General features: G+C 51.7%; 15 protein-coding genes, 1 tRNA gene and 3 pseudogenes. 7 read left to right on the top strand and 12 right to left on the bottom strand.

Annotated features, from left to right (window positions below):
* Positions 1-22: 22 nt before the first annotated feature.
* The 4 genes from FDX04_RS14460 to ghrA all read right to left on the bottom strand — a co-directional run bounded on the left by FDX04_RS14460 (position 23) and on the right by ghrA (position 2,947).
* Positions 23-505, bottom strand: a complete 483-nt coding sequence (locus tag FDX04_RS14460) for a DUF1097 domain-containing protein (protein WP_042309254.1) — start codon at positions 503-505, stop codon at positions 23-25.
* 101 nt (positions 506-606) lie between these two features.
* Entirely contained in the window at positions 607-1,161 is a 555-nt protein-coding gene (locus tag FDX04_RS14455; protein ID WP_137371123.1) for a molecular chaperone, read from the bottom strand.
* A gap of 23 nt (positions 1,162-1,184) precedes the next feature.
* Complete coding sequence (locus FDX04_RS14450) at positions 1,185-1,922, bottom strand: phosphatase (protein ID WP_042309259.1); 738 nt, start codon at positions 1,920-1,922, stop codon at positions 1,185-1,187.
* A gap of 86 nt (positions 1,923-2,008) precedes the next feature.
* Positions 2,009-2,947, bottom strand: a complete 939-nt coding sequence (ghrA, locus tag FDX04_RS14445) for a glyoxylate/hydroxypyruvate reductase GhrA (protein ID WP_137371122.1) — start codon at positions 2,945-2,947, stop codon at positions 2,009-2,011.
* A 235-nt stretch (positions 2,948-3,182) separates the two neighbouring features.
* On the opposite strand from ghrA, the gene FDX04_RS14440 reads away from it, so the two are divergent.
* Positions 3,183-3,270: transfer RNA gene (locus FDX04_RS14440), tRNA-Ser, on the top strand.
* A 184-nt stretch (positions 3,271-3,454) separates the two neighbouring features.
* Here FDX04_RS14440 and FDX04_RS24220 read toward each other — a convergent pair.
* Positions 3,455-3,628, bottom strand: a complete 174-nt coding sequence (locus tag FDX04_RS24220; protein ID WP_170972934.1) for a hypothetical protein — start codon at positions 3,626-3,628, stop codon at positions 3,455-3,457.
* 261 nt (positions 3,629-3,889) lie between these two features.
* Here FDX04_RS24220 and FDX04_RS14435 point away from each other — a divergent pair, with 261 nt between their 5' ends.
* Positions 3,890-4,669 carry a hypothetical protein gene (locus tag FDX04_RS14435; RefSeq protein ID WP_137361004.1) on the top strand — a complete coding sequence of 260 codons (780 nt, stop codon included), beginning with the start codon at positions 3,890-3,892 and terminating at the stop codon, positions 4,667-4,669.
* Positions 4,670-5,067: 398 nt separating this feature from the next.
* Here the strand turns inward: FDX04_RS14435 and FDX04_RS14425 are convergent.
* The 7 genes and pseudogenes from FDX04_RS14425 to FDX04_RS24685 all read right to left on the bottom strand — a co-directional run bounded on the left by FDX04_RS14425 (position 5,068) and on the right by FDX04_RS24685 (position 15,705).
* Positions 5,068-6,204 (bottom strand): annotated as a pseudogene (locus FDX04_RS14425) (ISAs1 family transposase).
* A 180-nt stretch (positions 6,205-6,384) separates the two neighbouring features.
* A complete protein-coding gene (locus FDX04_RS14420) occupies positions 6,385-6,705 on the bottom strand; it encodes a hypothetical protein (RefSeq protein WP_137361003.1) in 321 nt (106 codons plus the stop codon).
* Between the two features lie 2 nt (positions 6,706-6,707).
* Positions 6,708-11,210, bottom strand: coding sequence for a PAAR-like domain-containing protein (locus FDX04_RS14415; protein WP_249935542.1), 4,503 nt, complete (start codon positions 11,208-11,210; stop codon positions 6,708-6,710).
* Positions 11,211-11,213: 3 nt separating this feature from the next.
* Entirely contained in the window at positions 11,214-12,401 is a 1,188-nt protein-coding gene (locus FDX04_RS14410; protein ID WP_137371121.1) for a DUF2169 domain-containing protein, read from the bottom strand.
* 8 nt (positions 12,402-12,409) lie between these two features.
* A pseudogene (locus tag FDX04_RS14405) lies at positions 12,410-14,400 on the bottom strand (type VI secretion system tip protein VgrG).
* 213 nt (positions 14,401-14,613) lie between these two features.
* A complete protein-coding gene (locus tag FDX04_RS14400) occupies positions 14,614-15,132 on the bottom strand; it encodes an Hcp family type VI secretion system effector (protein WP_137371120.1) in 519 nt (172 codons plus the stop codon).
* Between the two features lie 390 nt (positions 15,133-15,522).
* A pseudogene (locus FDX04_RS24685) lies at positions 15,523-15,705 on the bottom strand (hypothetical protein).
* 55 nt (positions 15,706-15,760) lie between these two features.
* On the opposite strand from FDX04_RS24685, the gene tssB reads away from it, so the two are divergent.
* The 5 genes from tssB (at position 15,761) to tssG (ending at position 21,350) form a co-directional block, all read left to right on the top strand.
* The gene (gene tssB, locus FDX04_RS14390; protein WP_137371119.1) at positions 15,761-16,264 is read left to right on the top strand and encodes a type VI secretion system contractile sheath small subunit; all 504 of its coding nucleotides are present in this window, start codon (positions 15,761-15,763) and stop codon (positions 16,262-16,264) included.
* Between the two features lie 290 nt (positions 16,265-16,554).
* Complete coding sequence (gene tssC / locus FDX04_RS14380; RefSeq protein ID WP_137371117.1) at positions 16,555-18,027, top strand: type VI secretion system contractile sheath large subunit; 1,473 nt, start codon at positions 16,555-16,557, stop codon at positions 18,025-18,027.
* Positions 18,024-18,440: a type VI secretion system baseplate subunit TssE gene (tssE, locus tag FDX04_RS14375; protein WP_137371116.1), complete on the top strand. Its 417-nt coding sequence runs from the start codon at positions 18,024-18,026 to the stop codon at positions 18,438-18,440. Before tssC ends, tssE begins: the two co-directional genes overlap by 4 nt.
* Before the next feature lie 4 nt (positions 18,441-18,444).
* The gene (gene tssF, locus FDX04_RS14370; protein WP_137371115.1) at positions 18,445-20,298 is read left to right on the top strand and encodes a type VI secretion system baseplate subunit TssF; all 1,854 of its coding nucleotides are present in this window, start codon (positions 18,445-18,447) and stop codon (positions 20,296-20,298) included.
* Positions 20,262-21,350: a type VI secretion system baseplate subunit TssG gene (tssG, locus tag FDX04_RS14365; protein WP_137371114.1), complete on the top strand. Its 1,089-nt coding sequence runs from the start codon at positions 20,262-20,264 to the stop codon at positions 21,348-21,350. The genes tssF and tssG overlap by 37 nt, the downstream gene beginning before the upstream one ends.
* Positions 21,351-21,369: the final 19 nt, after the last annotated feature.

The following is a 21,369-nucleotide window of genomic DNA, read 5'->3' as shown; positions in this document are numbered from 1 at the left end:
CTCCGGCTATGCCGGAGGATATTTATTTATTGGTCAACGTCGGCGATATCCGACTTTCACGGCGTGACGCCAGCCACAATCCGCTATTTTTCATCGCATAGCCGAATACCAGGCCCAACGCCAAAGATGGCACGACCAGTCGCCAGTCTCCCTGCCCTGCAAACGTTGCACAAGCACCAATAAATGTGCCCGGCACAAATGAAAGCAACCATTGCTTTGCCTGTATACACATCATAAACGCGACAATTCCCGTCATGACATAGCCAACAATATCCATATGTGGGGCAAGCGCACTGCCGTTAATAATCACCAACGCCCACACAACACCGCTTAGCAGCGTACACGCCGAGATCCACAGCCCTTTCAACCCACCTTGCGGACAGGCAAAGTAGGCTGTGCAGCCCAGAAAACCAGCCCAGCTGAGTAAACCGAGAGAAACGGCCACCCATCCCCAGATCCCGGAGAGAATGCCCGTTGTGATTGCAATTGAGAGAAGTATATTCATGCCGCGCATCTTAGCAGAAAAACGGCATGAGAATGCGATCGCGCACACATTTTATGCAAGTTGATAAATTGAGTTGCAGTTTAATGTGATTAAAATCACATTTATTCATCTGTCTCTTCCTGCAATTCGTCCCACATCGCACCAATCGCATCGCGCGTCAGAGCCGCTATAGTACGCCAGAATAGCGTATTCGCATGCGCTTCAACTTTGCCCAGAAACGTGCCGCACCAGGGTAACAGGTAGTCCACAAACAAGGTTTCAAGCGCTTCGCTTTCATCTTCCGCAGACTGATCTTCAAGCCATGAAGCCGCCAGCAACAGCGTGCCTATATGATCTGCCGGCGTATCTGCCAGCGGCATTCCCCGGGCAGAAAGGAATGCACGCACATCCGATTCATTCGCCCCTTCTACCCAGGCGCTACGATAAGGCGGCACCGCACAATCGTCTCCCACAAACAACGCGTTGTAATCCGCAGCCAACTGAGGCATATCGCAACTCTTCTGCAGACGAGCCAACAGTTCGTCCTGTTCCAGCGGCCAGTTGGCGGAAAGTTTACCTTCGCTAATCAGGGTAAACAGAGGAACCAGTATAGGGTCCTGAGGTTGGCGGTAAAACAGCGAGCCCAGTACACGACACAGGATAGAAAACTCGTTCATTGATATATTCCAGTTAGTAACAATTACAGTTCAGCAAATTCCGCGATCGGCTCCATGCCTCGCGATTCCAGAAACGTCAGCAGGCGTTTTGGCGTAACGTTTAAAATTCGGTCTTCCGGGAAATTCACATCATCCAGAATTTTACGGCATTCACCGAAATCTCCTAATGTGAAAGCGGTATGTGAATCTGACCCTAACGCGACCCAGCCGCCAGCATCACGCACAGCCGCAGCAACCGCGCGGCAATTGTCCTCACTGCCCTTACGCGAATGCAAAAAAGAAGAGTTGTTGATTTCCAACGCAACCTGATATTTTGCCGCGGCCTGAGCAATCGCAGTGATATCGACGGGATATTTGGGGTTACCCGGATGGCTGATGATATGTACGTTGCCACTGGCCATGGTGGCTATCATCGCCTGCGTATTTGTGTCTTTATCGTGTGGAGCGAAAACCGGCTCATGAAAGCCTGCGATAATCAAATCCAGGGAAGTAAACATCGGACCTGAGCAGTCAATTTCACCTTCAATATTTTTAATATTCGCTTCAATTCCGCGCAGGATCCCTACGCCGTCCACGATTCGAGGCCAAATGCGCATATTAATAAAGTGCCAGTGGTGAGGCGCATCCGCCATGTCCGGTCCATGATCGGTAATGGCAAACAGCTTGATGCCTTTGCGACGGGCTTCAGCGATGTAATCACTTAAGGTGCTGTAGGCGTGGGTGCTGGCGACGGTATGCATATGCAGGTCAACGGGATACATAACTCTCTCCTGTAGTCATTTTCCGTCAAGGATAGCAGGTATCGCCGCCATTTATTAGCGGAAACCCGGCACTTGCCGGGTTGGCATTAGTATCCCCGTACGCGATCGACCTGACCCGTAACGGCTTTGCCACTTTCCAGACTCAAAATCGTACGGGAGATATAATCCACCGCTTCCGCCGGACGGGTAACAGCAGCAATGTGCGGCGTCATCGCCACTCGCGGATGTTTCCATAGCGGGCTGGTTTCCGGCAGCGGTTCACGGCTATAGACATCCAGCATGGCGCCTTTCACCTTTCCGCTGTCCAGCGATGCCAGAAGATCGTCTTCATTGAGATGAACGCCGCGCGCCAGGTTCAGCACATAAGCGCCATCCTGTAACTGGCTGAGTAAACCTGCGTTAATGATGCCCACGGTTTCTGCCGTATTGGGTAGAAGGTTGATAAGCACGCGAGTTTGGCTCAAAAACGCGCCCAGCTCTTCGGTACCAGCAAAGCTTTCCACGCCAGGCCAGGATTTACGCATGCGACTCCAGCAGCGCAGCGGGAACCCCCATGACTGTAAACTCTCGGCAACTTTCGCACCTAAAACCCCAGCCCCCATAATCCCGATGGTGAACTCATCGCGGGTATACTCTGGTAAAGGTTGCCATTTCGCCTGGTTTTTTAATGCCTGGTAATCATCAAAGCGACGAAACCAGTGCAGCACCTGACTTACCGCATATTCCTGCATTTGCAGGCCCATACCCGTATCTTCCAGACGAAAAAGCGGGATCGAGGTATCCAACATTTCCGGGTGAGCCTTTAGTTTACTGAGAATAGAATCGACGCCCGCACCCAGCGCAAAGACGGCTTTTAATTTTCGCCCCGCGAGCATTTCAACCGGCGGATGCCAAACCAGCGCATAGTCAGCATGCGCATTATCACCCGCTTTCCACTCACGAACGTTCGCGCCAGGTATTGCTTTTGCCAGCGCATTAATCCACCAGGTTGTATCGAATGTTGGGTGATAAAAAATTATATCCATTTTGTCTCCTGAGCATTGCTATGCGGAACTTTCTCGCACTTATTATCATCATTTTTCGAGGGAACCTCAGAGTAGCAAATTTTAGGATGCTGGCAAAAAAAACAATTCCCGCTTATTTTAGCTGCAGATTGTTTGAAGTTTGTGTAAATGCACGTTTTTTTCAAAAAGTTGATTGACGCCGGGGCGGTATTTCCCTAAATTAGCGCCCGTTCCAGCAGCACTGGAACAACAATATGGTGAGGTGTCCGAGTGGCTGAAGGAGCACGCCTGGAAAGTGTGTATACGGCAACGTATCCGGGGTTCGAATCCCCGCCTCACCGCCATATTTTAAGAAGAGCTCGTACGCAAGTACGGGCTTTTTTTTGCATATTGCACGCCAGCGGGGGGGATGAGAAGCTCCGACCGGGGTTCGACAACTGGCGCAGCCAGTTGGACAGATGACGAGCCCGCGAGGAATCTACCCGCAGGGCGAGCGAAGCGAGTCAATCCCCGCCTCACCGCCATATTTTAAGAAGAGCCGCACTCCACAGTGCGACGCAGGGTTCCCATATAGCGCATAACGCCATATCTCACTGTCTGAAACTCCTTCATTTGCTTTCTTTTTATACTATTAATGGTTTCATCAATCGTTACCCAGGCAGGCATGACGGAATTGTTACTATGATAAGGAAGAAAACTCATATCACATTCTCCTGTTTTATCTTCCAGAGGAACTCAACATCATCGTTAGTTAATACACACAGGAACATCACTGATAAATAAAAACTGATTAATAGAATCAACCCAAAACACATCAAAGATAAACAATAAATATCAAATAAGATCATTTCATATGATCTATGAATATAAAAACAACCCTCCTGAATTTATCAATAACAGGATATAATAACAATCGGAGTTTTATAATTGCATGGATTCCCATTATACATTCCAGGAAAATATATGAAAACCTGTTCAATAATATATTTATGCGCAGCAATATTTTTATTGAGTGGCTGTGTTCGCTCCCCAATTGACGCAAAGAAAAAGTATGTTTCCATAAAGGAGAGTGGCATCAGTAAAAATGATTCCAACCAGTTAACAGATAAAGATATCTTTGGCAACGAGACCACACTTGCTGTTTCAGAAGAAGATATCCAGGCGGCACTGGAGGGTGAGAAATTCAGCGTACCGCTGAACTCCGCTGTCATCCTGGTCCAGTCTGGCAATCGCGCACCGGAAATGATCATGCAGCAGGAAATGAGCAAGTATTATACTGTTGCGACGTTCTCTGGCATCCCGGACAGACAAAAGACTGTGACCTGCAGTAAAGACAAAATTAAAGACGGAAATCAGGACATTGCTACTGCCGAAAATATGAACTGGATGCAGGCGCTGCGCTATGTTGCCGCGAAAGGACATCAGAAAGCCATTGTCGTTTATCAGGATACGTTGCAGTCTGGCAAATATGACGCCATGACAAAAAACACCGTCTGGTCAGATTTTAAAAATGAAAAACTGACCGACAGCGTATCCTTGCGTTATCTGGTGCGTTTCACCTTGGTGGACGTGGCTACGGGCGAATGGGCCACCTGGTCGCCACTCAACTATGAGAATACAGTACTTCCACCGCAGCCGGGGAAAAAAAATTCCGCAGAGGCAACTACAGAACAGCAGATTTCGCAGCTCAGGCAAAGAACCTATGCGTCAATGGTGAAAGATCTGGTGAACCGCTATCAGTAATCTAACAGTGCCAATACGGAGCCGGTGGACTCTCCGCTGACATAACCCCAGAGGAGCTGTCGCTCCGCTTTTTAAGTCTTTGGATTCAACACTGTCAGCGGGGTTTCATCGGCATGGAGCACATCGCAGATCAGCAGTTCCTGATGCAGTGTCTTTGCCAGCGGCAACAGCAGGACGCTACACCATGAATATCGCCAGCAAGTCAAAATATCAAGGGCTGCGGGAAGGATCAGTTGCGCAGTTTAGCGAAAGGAATTTAAGGAGGACATAGTGGAGTGCGTCATCAAAAATAACGAGAGCAGGAAGAGGTAAAGGGATATTTTTCATTCCGGTATCCAGCTGAGAAATCAGTAGGATAAGGATGGTGGTTACGGGGAGAGCCTGCAGTCAGGGCAAGATTACGAAACCCCGCACCCCGCAAGGACTGACGCGAGGTACTCTCTGTCCATCGCCGCTCTTCTCATCTTTCTTCTCAGCCCTGCTTTGAATTCCTTGTTTTCCGTCAAAATATTTACCGTTATATGTCTTATGCCAGAAAATAATTCTGCTGCATTTCCTCTTCTTATTCTGCAATCATCTTCATTCATCGCCACGTCTAAACGCCAGTGCAATTTATTTTCCACATCCCAATGACTTCTCATCGCACTGGCAAATTTCTCTGCTGTTAAATCCGCTGAGCTTATATAATATCTCACCAGCATTTCTGGTTCTTTCTTTCCGCTATCTTTCTCTTAACGAAAAGATACCACCACACATAGTTTTTTTAAACCCTTCCATTCAAATGTAAAATCAATTAACTCATCAGGAACATCGCTGACAATATGAGACCGGGTTTCTTCTCTTCCATGTCCCTTTTCGGTTGTGGCATAACTGTCATACTTTGGATTATTTAGTTCTTTTAACGGAAATTTTTCTTCAAATGCTTTTTGTAATCGTCCCTGATTACCTTTTACTGAAAATAAATAGTCACCTTCCTGATGACGTATCTTTTCAGCAATATCTTTCTGGCATCCCATTGCATCCGTTGTAATCAGTTTCCCTTTGATATCAAGCATGTTAAGCAGTTCTGGTATTGCAGTAATCTCATTCGATTTCTCATTGGTTTTTATCTGTCCCAGTACAAGGCCATTCATTGTGGAAAACGCACTTATTACATGAATCGCCCCCCGGCGACAGCTTTTATCGTAAGAATGTCGAAGTGTTTTTCCATCAATAGCAATAATATCACCATCATCTGAAGAGTGACAATCTCGCATCCAGTTAATAAAACATTCATGGAATTTTTTAGGACTTATGCAAGATATAACTCTGGCAATGGTATCATGAACCGGAATGCCATTTTCAAAATCACCATATCCTTTTAAAAATTCTATATGGGCCTCGCCAAAATCCTGGATATCTTCCCAACCCTCAGCACCATAAATGACAGCGCAGATTGTCAAAAGCAGAATGTCTGATAATTTATGCTCTACTTTCCAAGGTTGTCTGTAATCAGGGACAATTGAAATATGTGCCATTAATTTTTCAAGATTCATAATCTGTTCTCCTTATTTTTCAGGAGATATTTGATCATATGTAAAGTCAGAAGAACAGTTGCACTGAATAAGGATTAGCTTAATTTTTAAACAAAAAATGCTGATTTATTAGTACAAAAAACATACTTCTGATGATCTTGCCCTGCAAGAGGATCTTTCCCGACTCTTTACTAAAAGTATTTATTTCAGGAGATCAACAGAATTAAATTCAAATGATATTTTAAAATCTTCAACATCTTCTAGCTTATATTTATTACGATCATTTGAAACATCAATCACTGATATTTTAAGATGCATGAATTGAGTTAATCCACCACCTATATCTTCCATTCTCATATTACTGACATCATAAAAATAAAAAGATACTTCATCGACGACATCTTCATTATCACTTAATGAAAATAATACATTATATTTCATGGTGATAGGATCAATATCTATATGCATCATCTTTAATATATTGCTATTTATTAGTACGTGATTTAGCTTATTGATATTCATGGTCAATTCCCCCCTGTATTAGTTCTGGTTTGTTTCCCTTTTGGACTATATCCAGGACCATATTCATACTCATGCACATGAGGATTAGAATGATAATCTGGAGCCGACGGATTACCATACCCATGATTAGTATAATCGGTACGTTGGATCTGCCTGCCATATTGATCATACTTAACAGTGGAGTATTCAAGTTCACCTGTATCAGGATTAAATTTATAATATTCCAATTCTCTTGTACCTGGTGTTACTTGATGGGGCGCATTCTTGTGCCATGCTGAATCAGGCAATAATGGACCATCATTATTTATCTCTGTTTTACATAATCCCAACGGATCTATGTATTTCAGTGGATTCGGTACATACGCGTAACTGTTTATCCCCCCACGTAGCCCTATCGGGTCCGGCGTCAGATACTGCACCGCCTCACTATCATAGTACCTGAACCGGTTATAGTACAGCCCCGACTCCTCATCCTCCCACTGCCCCGCGAACCGCCACGGACAGCCCGGACCACTCTCATCATTCGCCGCATTCCAGCCGCCGAATCGGTAACGCTCCGACCTCCCCCACACGCTCAGCTTCTGCGCCCACACCACCTCACCGCTTTCTGTCAGCAGCTCGCGCGGGGTGCCCATATGGTCCCTGACCACATAATGCAGTTGCCCTTTTTCGTACCTCGCCCCCGGCGTCAGCGCCCCTGGCTCGTACAGCCAGTACACGCTCTCCCCGCTGGCCGCTCCCCCGTCCGCATACACCGGCGTTTCCGCCACCAGTTGGTCCCCGCTCCACTGGTAATCATAACCCGCTATCCCTTTTGTCGTACCCTGCCGCCGCTTGCTTATCCGGCGGCCAAAGGCATCATAGCAGTATGTCCAGCATTCTCCTTCCGGTGTGATAAGTGACGAAAGCTGCCCCTGTACGTCCCACCGGTAGCGCCACCGCTGCGGACGAAAACCATCTGTCAGGACCGTTTTCTCCTCCAGTCTCCCGCACCCGTCATAGCGGTAAATGTTCTCTCCCCGCTTTATCACCCGCCCTGAATGCTGCTCATATTCCGTGAACGTCATCCCCTCAAAGTGGTTATTGGGCGTCTGCCCGTACTGCCGTATATTCAGGTTCGAGTCATAGCTGAACGTTTCCTCGCGCGGCAGCGTCCTCACGCCACCTTCCGCACACGTTATCTGGTCGTTCACGTCATAGCGGTAATCCGTCTCTCCCCACCGCCCGTCCGCGATGTGCGTCACGTTATACACCCGGTCATATTCCATATGCCGTGATACTGCCTGCGGCGGGTGAGGAGACTCCGCTGCCAGCCGTCCGGCCCACTGCGCCTCCAGGTTACCCGTCGCGCCGTGCCGCTGCCCGGACATGAACCCCGCCTCACTCCGCCGCCCGGTCTCCCTCCCCGCTGCGTCATGCGTCAGCCGCAGCGGCGCATGGCCGTTTACCTGCCATTCGTTCAGGACACCTCCCGGACCGTGTACAAAGCGCACCGCCACCCCATCCAGCCGCCAGGTGACCGGCCTGCCGCTGAGCGCGTCGTACTCCTGCTCCACCCGGCGACCGTTGAGCGTCTCCGCGATGACCTGGCCGTCCGCGTCATATTCAAATTCCACCACCGCATCCGGCGATGTCGCCCGTACCAGACGGTATTCACTGTCATAACCGTATTCCGTACTGCTGACCGGCTTCTCAGCCCCGTCCCGCAGCCGGAACACCTGCCGCCGGAGAGGCCGGTCGCCGTCGTCGTAATACCAGCGGATAAGGTGGTCGTCCGGGTATCGGGTACAGACCCGCCGTCCGGCGGCGTCGTATTCATACGCCAGGGTTCTGCCGCTGAAATCAGTCTCCCGGATAACCTGCCCGGCGGCGTCATAGTCATACTGCCAGGTTTTCCCTTCCGCGTTTGTCACCTGTTTCAGCCGCAGCAGACCGTCATACGCAAAACGGTAACGCTGCCCGTCCGGGAGCACCACCGCCGTCAGCAGGTCAAAACTGCCGTATTCATGGCGTGTGGTTCTCCCTTCCCCGTCCGTCACGCTGGACACCTTTTTGCCCGCGCCATAATCCTGCCGCTGCTCCACACCGTCCGGCAGGGTGATTTTCGTCACGCTGCCGCCGGGGCTGGCGTGCTGCGTGCTGTGCTGCCACGTCGTCTCCTGGTTCAGCGGGTCACGCACCGACAGCAGGCGGCCCAGCATGTCCTGCGCCAGTTGCGTCTCGCCCTCGCGCGGGTCTGTCACCCGGTTCAGCCGGTGTAGCGGGTCGTAACCGTAGTGCCAGGCCTCACCGTCCGGCAACACCTGCTGCAACAGTTCGCCGTGGTCGCCGTACAGGCGGCGACTCTGCCGTCCCTGCGGGTCCGTGACGCAGTGCAGTCCGCCGTGTTCGTCATAATCAAACTGCCAGATTTTGTTGCCCGGCCCCTGAAAGCGAATAAGATTGCCGTTATCGTCATAGCGGTAATGCAGCACCACGCCACCCGGCATCGACAGCCGGGTGATGTCCCCGTAGCGGTTGTATTCCCACGCAGTGATGCGGCCCAGCGCATCGATCACGGTTTTTCGGCGGCTGTTCTCCCATTCAGTCAGCGTCTCCCGCCCCAGCGGGTCAGTGCGGCGTACCGTCAGACCGTCTTCGTTGTACCGGTAGTCCGTCCGGCCGCCTTCTGCATCCACATAGCTGTTCTGCCGCTCCGCGTCGTTATAAATAAACCGGTCGTTGTAATACCCTTCCGGGGTCTTCGTCTCCGTCACGCGACCCTGTGCGTCATAGCATAAATCCACCTGTGTGCCATCTTCATCCCGCCAGAACACCATCCGGCCTTCGGCGTTATAGCGGTGCCAGCAGTGGGCAAACTGGAAGGAGTCGCACTCCGCCAGCATTCCCTGCTCATCGTAGCAGCAGGTGACCAGGCGCTGCGTTTTCTCCTGCATGGCGAGGGTGATGGACGCCAGTTGTCCGTTCCGCCAGTCCACGTCCAGTACATACCCGTCGCTGTGTGTGACCTGTACCAGCCGTTCATCCTGGTAAACAAATGTCGCGGTGTTGCTGTAGCCGTCGCGAATGGCGGACAGGCGGCGCAGTGGCCCCTGCTTCTCACCAAAAATCAGGTACTGCTGTGAGCGGCGGTCGAACACCGACAGTTCACCACGGATATCGCCGGAGAGCACATAGCTGCTGACGCGACTGTTCACCCCATCCACCAGCAGGCCGTTATCCGGAATGGTGTAGGTCAGCGTGACGCCTTCATGGTCGGTGAAATGGATTTTTCCGGCGTCCAGTTCGAGAAAACGCGACCACTCGTCCGTCCATTTTGCGCCGAACAGGCCGCTGGCGTCAGTGCGGGAGCGGTAAAGGCGGGTCAACGTGAGGGGGAGCGTACCGGGAACAGTGAGGACGGACAGGTGCTGGAGGAAATCACCGGTGACCATATCGACCGGCTCTCCTGCTGAACTCACATTTTCAGCCGTCTGCCCTGTCCCTTCATTCCCTGGTTTTACTGCTGGGTTCTGTCTGACCTGCATACCCGGTTCAGTGATTGTGTTCGGCGGCACCGTTTTTGCGGCAGTCAGTTCTGCGCCTTCTCCGGTTACAATCACGCCGCCTTCCGGCCTCACCTTACTGTAGTCTATCAGCGAGGCACCTTCATCTGTCAGCCTCGTTTCCATGTTGATCAATCCCCTTCCTTCAGCTAAGGCCGGTCCCTTTAATCCGGCTTCAGCCGAGGCCATGCTTTTTAATCCGGCCGCCCCTCCGCCCGAGACGTACATTAACCCTACACTGCTCAATGCCGTAAGGGCCCCACCATATTTATCATATACACGGTCAAACACTGCCTGTTCTTCTGGCCCACCGTTTGCTGCTATTTTACGGAACACATCAGAAGGAATTTGCGGGTTTGTCACTGCTGCAAGAATGGAAAAATTGGCCAGCCCTTTGGGTGGAGGTATGGCGGGTGGCGAATTCACAAGAACGTCCTTGAGATTTCTGGTAGCCGCCACTCTGGAGTCCGTTTCCTGATTAAGCGAGTCAGCCAGCGTTTTCCAGAACCCCTTTTCCTCCGGTGTTTCCGGCACCACTTCCGGATTCGAATCTGACGCTGATTTACTGGCAGACGGCGTCTGTCCGACGATTTTTCCCACCGTGTTTTTATTATTCATGTAAAACTGGTCATCATGCCGCAGCGTACAATAACCGCCCGCTTTGACGCTGCTGCTGTGCTCCAGCGGCTCACACATATCGGCCACCGTGCCGCTTTGCACCCCTTTCGCCACGCCCGGCTCATCGCCATCGGTTTTCGGGATAAAACTTTGCGTCAGCACGACAAGCGGTTTACCATTGGCATTCACAGTGGGGACCACCTGAACAGCATCGGCCATTTGCGCCGTCACCCGGTAGGGAACCGGAGGCGTTGAGGAGCCCATCGGGGTTTTACAGACATCCGGTGTTGTACAGACGACAATCCAGCCTGTGGCCTGCCTGGCCGCGACATTATCAGCCATTCCCTATCCCTCCTGCGACGTTTCCGTGATATAGCGCGCTTCCATTACCCGCACCGGCGCACTGATGTTGATGTGGTAACGCCAGGTGACGGCCAGCGTCATTTTCTCCGTATCCAGAATCAGGGTATCCATCACCATCCACTGCGGAACCAGCGAACCATCGTCCATACGCAACAGCACAACCGCCTTATCTGCCGGAAGCTGAACGGCGATATCGCCATGAGGATGCATCCCCTGCACCTCAAAACGCAGCCCCGGTGACGGGTAAGGAATTTGCTGTTCCTCCGGCGCACCGTTCCAGTGGCTGAAATCAAAATCCGCCGGTAAGCCGGGATGCCGGGTCTCCAGCCAGTGCCTGTCGTATGTTCCGGCCAGCGCCAGACGTGGCTGCCAGCTCTGCGCCAGAAAACCAAATCCGGCTGGCTGAAACGCCGCCGCCGCAAAATCGGCCTGTCCATCCTGACAACGCAAAAAGGAATCCAGAGTAAAAGGATGGCGGGGATCGGTAATGCGCGGAGCAGGAAATTGCGACTGCCGCAGAGTGTCCGCGTACCAGCGCTCAATAAAACCCCGCCCCGACGGGTTCGTGATGCAGGCCGTATGGGCAACTGGCGGGTTATCCGGCTGCGGATGTCCGGCCTGTTGTTCAGGGTTAAGGCGGTGTTTATCCGGCACCCGTCCGGCCGCATCATTATCTTTATCAATACGGCACTCACCGCCAAAAGCATACTGATAATGCAGGGGCAGGGAGATGAACGGCTCCGGCTCTGACAACGACCACTGGCCTGTTAACGGGTGGCGGACGAAAAAACGCTCTCCGCTCACCCGAAGCGGCTTATCCAGCAGTATCTGGCGATCTGCTGTCAGCAGACGCAGGCTGACGGACATTTCCCGGACGGGCAGACCGCCGGGCGCATACGCTGAACCATTAACAATAACATCACAGCGGGGTTTGAACGGGGACAGATCGCTTTCCTGTAAGACCTGCGAAAGACTCTGCTCACCGGCGTATTCATCCTGCATACACAACGGCATCGCCGGGTTTTCCTGAATGCACACGCTGAAAATATCACCAGCGGCGCGTTCCAGCCTAAACTCCACCTTCATGGCCACCACACGGTGCTCCACATCCTGTTTATCCAGCATCGAATAACACAGGGTGGAAAACGGCGTCAGATTACGAAATTCCATTTCACACCTCAGTTGATATCCACATCCTTGCCCTTTATGGCGACCGGCCCGCTGGCGCTGAAATTAAATTCAGTTCCGCTGATGGTCACCACACCCGCCGCATTCATCGTGATGGAACTGGCACCACAGGTGAACGTGATGGACGTGGCTGAACTCACATTCAGAGGGCCATTCACGGTGACTGATTTCAGCAGCCCCACCTCTTCGGTCTGGGCCATAATGACGGAGGTGTTCATCTCCCCGACAACAGTGGTCTGATAGACGCCGCCCACCGTGACGGCTTTCAGCACCCCCACTGTTTCCCGGCTGGTCAGCCCGGTGAACTCTTTTTTATGTTTCAGGGTGGTGGTTCTCTGGTTGTTCAGCACAACCTGTCGCAGATTGTGGCCGATCAACACTTTTCGATCCCTTTTGATCCTCACCTTCTGGTTATGACCGACATTTTCGGTGTGATCGTGAATAACGGTGGTTTTACGGTCATGCAGCACTTTGGTGTCCATATCCTTCTGCGCGTGCATCGACAGCAGTTCCTGCCCGGTCTTGTCCTCGAACATCAGCTCGTTATAGCCGCTGCCCATGTATGTCTTCGAGCGGATGGTCATCTGCGTCTTTGTCCCCGGCAGCCCGCCCGGCGGTGGGTTATCCGCGTGATAGGTGCGCCCCATGATGATGGGCTGGTCCGGGTCGCCGTTGAGAAAGTCCACTATCACTTCCTGCCCCACACGCGGTATCGCCAGGTTGCCGAACCCCGGCCCCGCCCACGCCTGTACCACCCGTATCCAGCACGAACTGTCCTGGTTCGCCGGGCTATACCGGTCCCAGTTAAATTTCACCCGCACACGGCCGTGTTCGTCGCAGAAGATTTCCTCACCCTCCGGGCCGGTGACCACCGCCGACTGCGGGCCGTCCACTGACGGCTTTGGCTGTGGACCCGGCCGCCACGTCCTGTCCGCCGGTATCACCGTAAAATCATTCTCAAGGGTGGTCCCTGAGCCGGAACGCCCCGCCACCGCCTGCGGCTGTTTCCCCTGCAAATCGCTGCTCACCACCTGCCACTCCCGGTTCAGGCCCGCTGCGGGTGTTCCGTCAGCTGAATACGCCGTCCCGGCCATATCGCCGGCGAACGGCTTTTTCCCTGCGCCTCTTCGGCATTATTGCGCCATCCCTCCACCTGCCAGCGGGCGAAGTTCTGACCGTGGCCGTCCTTGAAGCGCCCCGGATAGTCAAACACCTCATACTGTGTACGCTGGTAATCCAGATTCTGCCCCTGCTGCTCAAAGCGACCCGCCCAGCCGGGGCGTTTAAAGGTGTAGTCCTTGCCGATGACAGAAGACGGGCGTATCTGCGCGCTGTGGCGGAACTGGCTGATGCACGGCGTGCTCACTTCGGTCCGGGTATTCGGGTTCCAGGGGATTTCAAACGCCTCCGGCAGAAAGCGCACCGTGTCGCACAGCACCAGGCTCTGGTCGTCGCTGTCAGACGAGTGCTCTTCGTAGAAGAACACCCCTTCCTCCGCCGCCATCCGCGCCAGAAAGTCATAATCCGTTTCACCGTACTGCACGCAGAACTCCCGCGCAGGATGCCCCTCGCTGAACAGCGGACTCCAGTCCGTCACCCCGTTTTCCTGCAATATCGTCCCCAGAATGCTTTTAATGTCCTCATTCTGAAAAATACGGGAATTCTGCCGCAGGGAGGCACGCCACACCGGTGGCCGGACCACCATGCTGTACAGCATCTGGTGTCCGTCGTTTTCCCCCTGTTCAAACCAGGTCACAATACCGTTCACCCGGCGCTGTATCTCATCCCCCTGCCAGATTTTAAGATGGGCTGTTTTTTCCAGTACCTGAGAGAAATCAATGCAGAGAAGCTGCTGGCTGACCAGCGAGATATCGAGAGTGAACAGCGAGGAAAGGGACTGCTCCAGGTGAAAGGATGCCACGGCCAGCGCATCCGGTGGCAGGCCGTCCACCTCCAGTGTGAAACGTAATCCTGTTGACATGAATAACCTCCTGAATTAACAGGGAAAAGAAACCAACAGCCGGACTGAGGCGAATGACAGTACAGTGCCACGCTTGCATTCAAGCACGCTACCGCCGAAGTTTCTGGCGTCCGCCATCTCCCGTAAAAAAACGTAACCCCTTACTGACACTGCTTTTTTGTTTTCGATCCCCAACAAAAACAGCATCCCGCAAAAGCGGGATGCTGTTGATACTTACGCTTCCAGCGGCGCGCGCCAGTCATCAGCACCAGAGGTGCCGGACTTGACGTGCTCCCACTCGATTTTGCGGTAGGCCAGTGAGACTTCGAGCAACTGCGTGAACTCGCGCTTGGCCGGGTCCTGGCAGTGCGGCATATGCAACCTCATATCCACAATCGTCGAGTCTGTCAGGCGGGTGGTGAAATAGTGCTCCTGTTTGCCTTCAACAGAGGTACGCCACCAGTGCAGTTCAGTTTTCGGCAGCATTTCTCCTGAAGCCAGCGCGTTGTACAGCAGCGGTACAGCTTTGTTCAGCGCCACAGTAAAAATGAACGGCTTGTGCGAACGCTGGCCACTCGGCTGCCCGGACTGTGGATCGGTTGGTACAGTCACGTTGTGCTGGAATTCCTGTACCAGCATTTCATCCTCGTGACCCTGCACGTAGATATTGCCGACAGAATCTGCGGTGAATGCACCAGCGGTGATGTTGCCCTGGGTTTGCCCCGTAATTGAGATGTAACACGGTGTTGGCATTTATAAACTCCTTGTTAACGATTAATGACACTTACATACATCTGCAGAAAGATATCCGACAGATAAAAATATGTGGATTACATTAAAAACCCTGTAGCTTAAGCTCTCTTCATATAGCAAGCTGAATCGTACAATCCGAGACTAAAAAGCATTCACATGATGACTAAATTACATGCCGACATATTCACATGATAATATATCAGCATTTATTTTTATAAAATAAGGACGATACTCACTCATGAATAAATATTATATCCATTCTTTTTTCACCATCACCATCTTCGTAAGCATCATTCATCACTCCATTTTATTAATGATGAATGAAAAGTGTATGAATACATATAGATAGCATTTAACTCATGCACAAACAAACAAAAAAACACATAGAAATCAACCAACTAAAAAAAACAAAACACCATTCATTAAAATAGTTTTCAAGATATTATTTACAAAAACAACGCCATCCTAAAATAACAAAAAAAGAAGAATACTCCTGTATTCAATTTTGAAAAAGTGCTTCTCAAAAAATTTTCTGCGCGTAAAATGATTACCAGGTTTTTTATTACACGGCATTCCATAGTCTGTACGGAGATGCAAAAAACATAACGTAACCTGATGGATGATCTCTATGAGCAAAGATTATAACGGCAGCGTGGCACCCAAAGAACGCATTAATATTTCTTATATTCCAAAAACGGACGGTGAGCCTTCTGAAGTGGAATTACCCCTTAATATGTTGATAGTGGGGGATACCGGAAACTCACAGGAAACAACGCCACTTGATGAACGCCAGATGGTTTCTATCGACAAACATTCATTCAATTCAGTGATGGCAGAAGCGTCCATTAGCCTGAATTTTGCGGTTCCGGCATCATTGAAGGACGACGCAAAAGATGGCGATGAGATGAATATCTCGCTGGAAATCAAATCCCTGAACGATTTTTCTCCGGACAGTGTGGCAAAACAGGTGCCGGAGTTGAACAAATTGCTGGAACTACGCGAAGCGCTGACAGCATTAAAAGGGCCGCTGGGTAATCTGCCTGCATTTCGCGCCCAGCTTCAGGCATTGCTGGAAAATGAAGAATCCCGAGAACAGTTACTGCGGGAGATCAGCCAGGCAGAAAACCAGTAACCTCTGTTTTTCAGGGAGATTATCCTGGTATGGGCTTGCGGGAAGAGACCTACAGAACCGATGACGCAATAACGCAGGCAGTGATCCGGTTATTTATCAGTCAGACAGGCGACATCAGCACAGAAACACTGGATGTATTGGTCGCGGCGCTTGACCAGAGGATCGGATGTCTGATGGATGAAATCATCCATATCAACGGGTACCAGCAGATGAAGCCACACTGGCGAAAGGTGTTCCACCGACAGTGAAACCTGGTTCCAGAAATACAGATCAACACAAGGATTTTCAGTATGTCTTTACAGGAAGAAGAACTTGTTTCCACCCGCACTGAACAGGGAAGCCATGCCCCGTCGTTGCTTGATGAAATCATGGCACAAACCCGTATCCAGCCCGGCGCTGACGGTTATGATATTGCCCGTCAGGGCGTAACGGCTTTTGTTGCCAGCCTCCTGCAATCCAGTTCACCTTCAGAACCCGTAAACAAACTGGCCGTGGACAGCATGATTGCGGACATCGACGGCCGTATCAGCCGTCAGATGGATTCTATTATTCACGCCCCTCAGTTTCAGCAACTGGAGTCGTTCTGGCGTTCAATGAAAGCCCTGGTGGACCGCGTTGATTTTCGCGAGAATATTAAGGTTAATATTCTGCATGTCACCAAGGAAGAACTGCTGGACGATTTCGAGTTTGCGCCAGAGATTACCCAGTCAGGCTTCTATAAACATGTTTATTCCAGCGGATTTGGCCAGTTTGGCGGTGAACCCATCGCGGCGGTATTAGGCGCATATGAGTTCAAAAATACCACGCCGGACATGAAACTGCTGAATTATGTCAGCGCCGTCGGCGCTATGGCCCATGCGCCGTTCCTGTCTTCCGTATCGCCGGAATTTATGGGGCTCAATTCATGGACTGAGCTGTCCAATATCAAAGATCTTTATGCCATCTTTGAGAGCCCGGCCTACACAAAATGGCGTGCTCTGCGTGATTCTGAAGACTCTCGCTACCTGGGGCTGACCGCACCGCGTTTTCTGCTCCGCCAGCCCTATTCCGCCACCGAAAACCCCATCAGGAGTTTTAATTACGCCGAAGATGTCAGCCACAGCCACGAGCACTATCTATGGGGCAATACCGCCTGGATGTTGGCAGCTAACATCGCTGACAGTTTCGCAAAATACCGCTGGGCACCCAATATTATAGGTCCGCAAAGCGGCGGCGCTGTAAAAGATCTGCCGGTACATCTGTATGAATCAATGGGGCAGATTCAGGCCAAGATCCCAACAGAGGTGCTAATTACTGACCGCCGTGAATTTGAACTGGCCGAGGAAGGCTTCATTACACTGACCATGCGCAAGGGTAGCGATAACGCCGCCTTTTTCTCCGCCAATTCGGTTCAGAAACCCAAGCATTTTCCGGGCAAAGATGCCGAAACTAACTACAAGCTGGGTACGCAACTACCGTACCTGTTCATTATTAACCGCCTCGCACACTACATTAAAGTTTTGCAACGTGAGCAGCTCGGGTCGTGGAAAGAGAGAAGTGACCTTGAGCGGGAACTTAATATTTGGGTCCGCCAGTATGTCGCTGACCAGGAGAATCCGCCTGCTGACGTCCGCAGCCGTAAGCCCCTGCGTGGCGCTAAAGTTGAAGTTCTGGACGTGGACGGCGAACCGGGCTGGTATCAGGTGGCAATTTCCGCAAGACCCCATTTTAAATATATGGGTGCGTCGTTTGAATTGTCTTTAGTCGGACGGTTAGACAAGTGATACCGGAGCGCGACAGGCCTGCCGGTTCGCTGTTTGAGCGCCTGGAAAACCCTCCTGCCAGAAACTGGCGGAGGGACAGCAATATAGAGGCATTCAGACAGTCCATTCGCCACAGCCTGAGAAATATTCTGAACACCCGCTCCGGCAGTTGTCGGGGTACCCCGGAGCTTGGCATCGAAGAGCCGGAAGGGTCAGATAATTATCGTAGCGCCATGAGCCAGGCCATCGTGCAGTGTATTGAGCGTTATGAACCCCGAATCTCACATGCTGAGGTTCGGGCGGTGCTTCCCCTGGTGGCCAGCCCGCAGGAAATAACATTCCATATCACCGCCTGGGTGACATTTAACGACATCAACGATGTGCTTGAGTTTGATATGGCACCAGACGGCAGTCAGCATTATCGGGTGGAGTAGTAAAATGGAACTCGAAGAGCGTTATTACAGGCAGGAACTGAATTACCTTCGCCAGTTAAGTAAACAACTGGCGACCGAAAAGCCGCATCTGGCCCAGTTTCTGGCTGAAAAAGGGGCCGATCCGGATATCGAGCGTCTGCTGGAAGGCGTGGCCTTTCTGACCGGCAATCTGCGCCAGAAAATTGAGGATGAGTTTCCTGAGCTGACACACGGCCTGATCAAAATGCTGTGGCCCAATTATCTGCGTCCGGTGCCGTCGATGACGCTGATTGAATACAGCCCGGATATGGACAAAACCTCCGTGCCAGTATGCATCCCCCGTAACGAACAGTTCACAACCGGTGCGAAGGGGACTCAGGGAAACCAGGTATTGTCTGCGTATTCCGGCAATGAACACGATGTAGCCCCGCCCTGTACGTTCACTCTTTGCCGGGATATCTGGCTACTGCCCGTTAAACTGGATCAGGTTGAGGATCGCAGTACGCCCCGCCATGGCATCATTGATATTACATTTGCCGTCGCACCGGGTACAGATTTTACCACCCTGGATCTGAACAGGCTGCGCTTCTGGCTGGGCAACGATGATAACTATACCCGCCACCAGCTTTATTTGTGGTTTTGCGAATATTTACAGGGAGCAGAGTTGCTTACGGGTGAGCAGTTGATCGCGATGCCCGAATTTATGCTGAAAGCTGTGGGGTTTGAGCCAGAAGATGCCATGCTGCCCTGGCCTGGTAATGTCCACAGCGGCTACCGTATTCTCCAGGAGTTTTTCTGCTACGCCGACAGTTTTCTCTTTTTCGATGCCTGTGGCATCCCGGCGCTACCTGACAGGTTGAAGGAGAACCGTTTCACCCTGCGGCTGCGTTTTTCACGCCCCCTACCCGTGGACATCCAGTTACATCGCGGTTCCCTGCGTTTATACTGTGCACCCGCCATTAATCTTTTTTTCCATCATGCCGAAGCAATTACACTGGATCACCAGCGGGCAGATTATCCGCTGATACCCAGCCGCCACTATCCGGATCATTACGACATTTTTTCGGTTAACAGTGTGGTGAGCCAGACGCAGGGTATATTCAGAAAAAAAGAGTCTGGACACCCTGTTACCACACCTTCTGTGCGTCAGTGGCCTGCTTTTGAAAGTTTCAGTCATCAGATGGAATACAGCCGTAAGCGGGAAGTGGTCTACTGGCAGCACCGGACCAGGACCTCGCTGTTTCACCGGGGCTTTGATCATACACTGGCTTTTATTCATGCCGATGGCTGCCACCCGGATGCCTCGCTGCTTAATAATGAAGTGGTCTCGGTATCGCTGACCTGCACCAACCGTGAGTTGCCGGTACAGATCCTGCCTGGCGACATCACAGGTACAACAGGTAAAAACGCGGCAGTGGCGTCATTTCGCAATATCACCCGACCCGCGCCGCCACTCTGGCCGGTTATAGACGGCAGCCTGCACTGGTCCCTGCTATCCGCCATGAACCTAAATTATCTGTCACTGCTGGATGCTGATGCGCTCAAACAGGTCATAGCTAATTTTGATCGCCACGCCATTCATCATCCGCAACTGGCTCGCCTGTCACAGCAAAAACTGGATGCCATTGAACGGCTGGAAACCAGGCCTGTGGATCGACTATTTACCGGGATACCGGTGAGAGGTCTGGCATCAACCCTGTATATCCATCCGGGGCCGTTTGTCTGTGAAGGAGAGATGTACCTTCTGGGTGCGGTTTTGTCACACTTTCTGTCGCTGTATGCCAGCGTCAATTCATTCCACATGCTCACCATTATTAACACGGAAAGCCAGGAGTCATGGAAATGGGCGGAAAGAACCGGGCAACACCCGCTCATCTGAATCCGGGCGATGCCCCGGTACAGGATGAACAAAACACGTTGCGAGAGAATTTTCTTCAGGACGCCTGCGCCTGTAATTTTTTCGCCCTCTCTGAATTGCTGCACCGACTGGCATCAAAGGGTGGTGATACACCGGCGTTATCACTGGATACCCCTCCGACACAGGAGACCATTCGTTTCCGGGCTGACGCCAGCCAGGGGTTTCCGGTAAGTGATGTCAGCGCGCTGGAGCAGGAGACCGCCGGACAGTTCCGAATGACCACCACCTTTATGGGGCTACAGGGCAGCCAGTCTCCTCTGCCCGGTTATTACCTTGATCACCTGGCCTGGAAGTCCGTGCATGAGCAAAGTCCGGTTAGCGATTTTCTGGATATGTTTAACCATCGCCTGACACAGTTTGTCTGGCATATCTGGCGTAAGTATCGCTACCACGTCTCGTTTCGTAACGGCGGTGTGGATGCGTTCTCGCAGCGGATGTATTCCTTGGTCGGGCTGGGCCACCGGCAGCTTCGCGATCGACTGGAAATTAATCACAGCAAAATGCTGGCCTATGCCGGAATACTGGCGAATCCGGGACGCTCGCCGGAGATCGTCTGCTCGCTGGTCGCTCACTGTTTCGATTTAAATTTATCTGAAGTGACGCTGCAAAACTGGCAGCGACGGATGGTGGAAATAGAGCAGGATCAGCAGAACAGTCTCGGATGTTACACAATTAAAAATGGCGAAAAACTGACCGGGCGAACGGTGCTGGGCAGTTTTGTTCTCGGGACGAGTGTTCCCGATCTCAGCGGTAAATTTCAGTTAAGCATTAACAACCTGAGTCGTAAGCAATTTCTCTCGTTCCTGCCATCAGGAGAAAACTTTCTGCCGCTGGCGATGTTTGTCTCCTTCGTCCTGCGTGATCAACTTGCCTGGGATTTGCACCTGGGACTGGCACCGGAACAGGTGAGCACCATGAGGCTGGGCGATAACAAGAGCGCACTGTTGGGCTGGACGTCATTTCTCGGCGATCCGGGGGAACATCCCTCAGTCACCATCCAGGTCAGGGAGTAAAATATAACCATTATGGAGC

It is taken from the genome of Citrobacter sp. wls615 (assembly GCF_005281355.1).
Classification (GTDB): Bacteria; Pseudomonadota; Gammaproteobacteria; order Enterobacterales; family Enterobacteriaceae; genus Citrobacter; species Citrobacter werkmanii.
The sequence above is the reverse complement of the archived record's forward strand: the minus strand, read 5'-3'. Positions and strand labels throughout refer to the sequence as shown.

Excerpts from the sequence above, each read along its gene's own strand:
- FDX04_RS14460 (WP_042309254.1), bottom strand. The coding sequence starts at position 505 with ATGAATATACTTCTCTCAATTGCAATCACAACGGGCATTCTCTCCGGG.
- FDX04_RS14455 (WP_137371123.1), bottom strand. The coding sequence starts at position 1,161 with ATGAACGAGTTTTCTATCCTGTGTCGTGTACTGGGCTCGCTGTTTTAC.
- FDX04_RS14450 (WP_042309259.1), bottom strand. The coding sequence starts at position 1,922 with ATGTATCCCGTTGACCTGCATATGCATACCGTCGCCAGCACCCACGCC.
- ghrA (WP_137371122.1), bottom strand. The coding sequence starts at position 2,947 with ATGGATATAATTTTTTATCACCCAACATTCGATACAACCTGGTGGATT.
- FDX04_RS24220 (WP_170972934.1), bottom strand. The coding sequence starts at position 3,628 with ATGAGTTTTCTTCCTTATCATAGTAACAATTCCGTCATGCCTGCCTGG.
- FDX04_RS14435 (WP_137361004.1), top strand. The coding sequence starts at position 3,890 with ATGAAAACCTGTTCAATAATATATTTATGCGCAGCAATATTTTTATTG.
- FDX04_RS14420 (WP_137361003.1), bottom strand. The coding sequence starts at position 6,705 with ATGAATATCAATAAGCTAAATCACGTACTAATAAATAGCAATATATTA.
- FDX04_RS14415 (WP_249935542.1), bottom strand. The coding sequence starts at position 11,210 with ATGGCTGATAATGTCGCGGCCAGGCAGGCCACAGGCTGGATTGTCGTC.
- FDX04_RS14410 (WP_137371121.1), bottom strand. The coding sequence starts at position 12,401 with ATGGAATTTCGTAATCTGACGCCGTTTTCCACCCTGTGTTATTCGATG.
- FDX04_RS14400 (WP_137371120.1), bottom strand. The coding sequence starts at position 15,132 with ATGCCAACACCGTGTTACATCTCAATTACGGGGCAAACCCAGGGCAAC.
- tssB (WP_137371119.1), top strand. The coding sequence starts at position 15,761 with ATGAGCAAAGATTATAACGGCAGCGTGGCACCCAAAGAACGCATTAAT.
- tssC (WP_137371117.1), top strand. The coding sequence starts at position 16,555 with ATGTCTTTACAGGAAGAAGAACTTGTTTCCACCCGCACTGAACAGGGA.
- tssF (WP_137371115.1), top strand. The coding sequence starts at position 18,445 with ATGGAACTCGAAGAGCGTTATTACAGGCAGGAACTGAATTACCTTCGC.
- tssG (WP_137371114.1), top strand. The coding sequence starts at position 20,262 with ATGGGCGGAAAGAACCGGGCAACACCCGCTCATCTGAATCCGGGCGAT.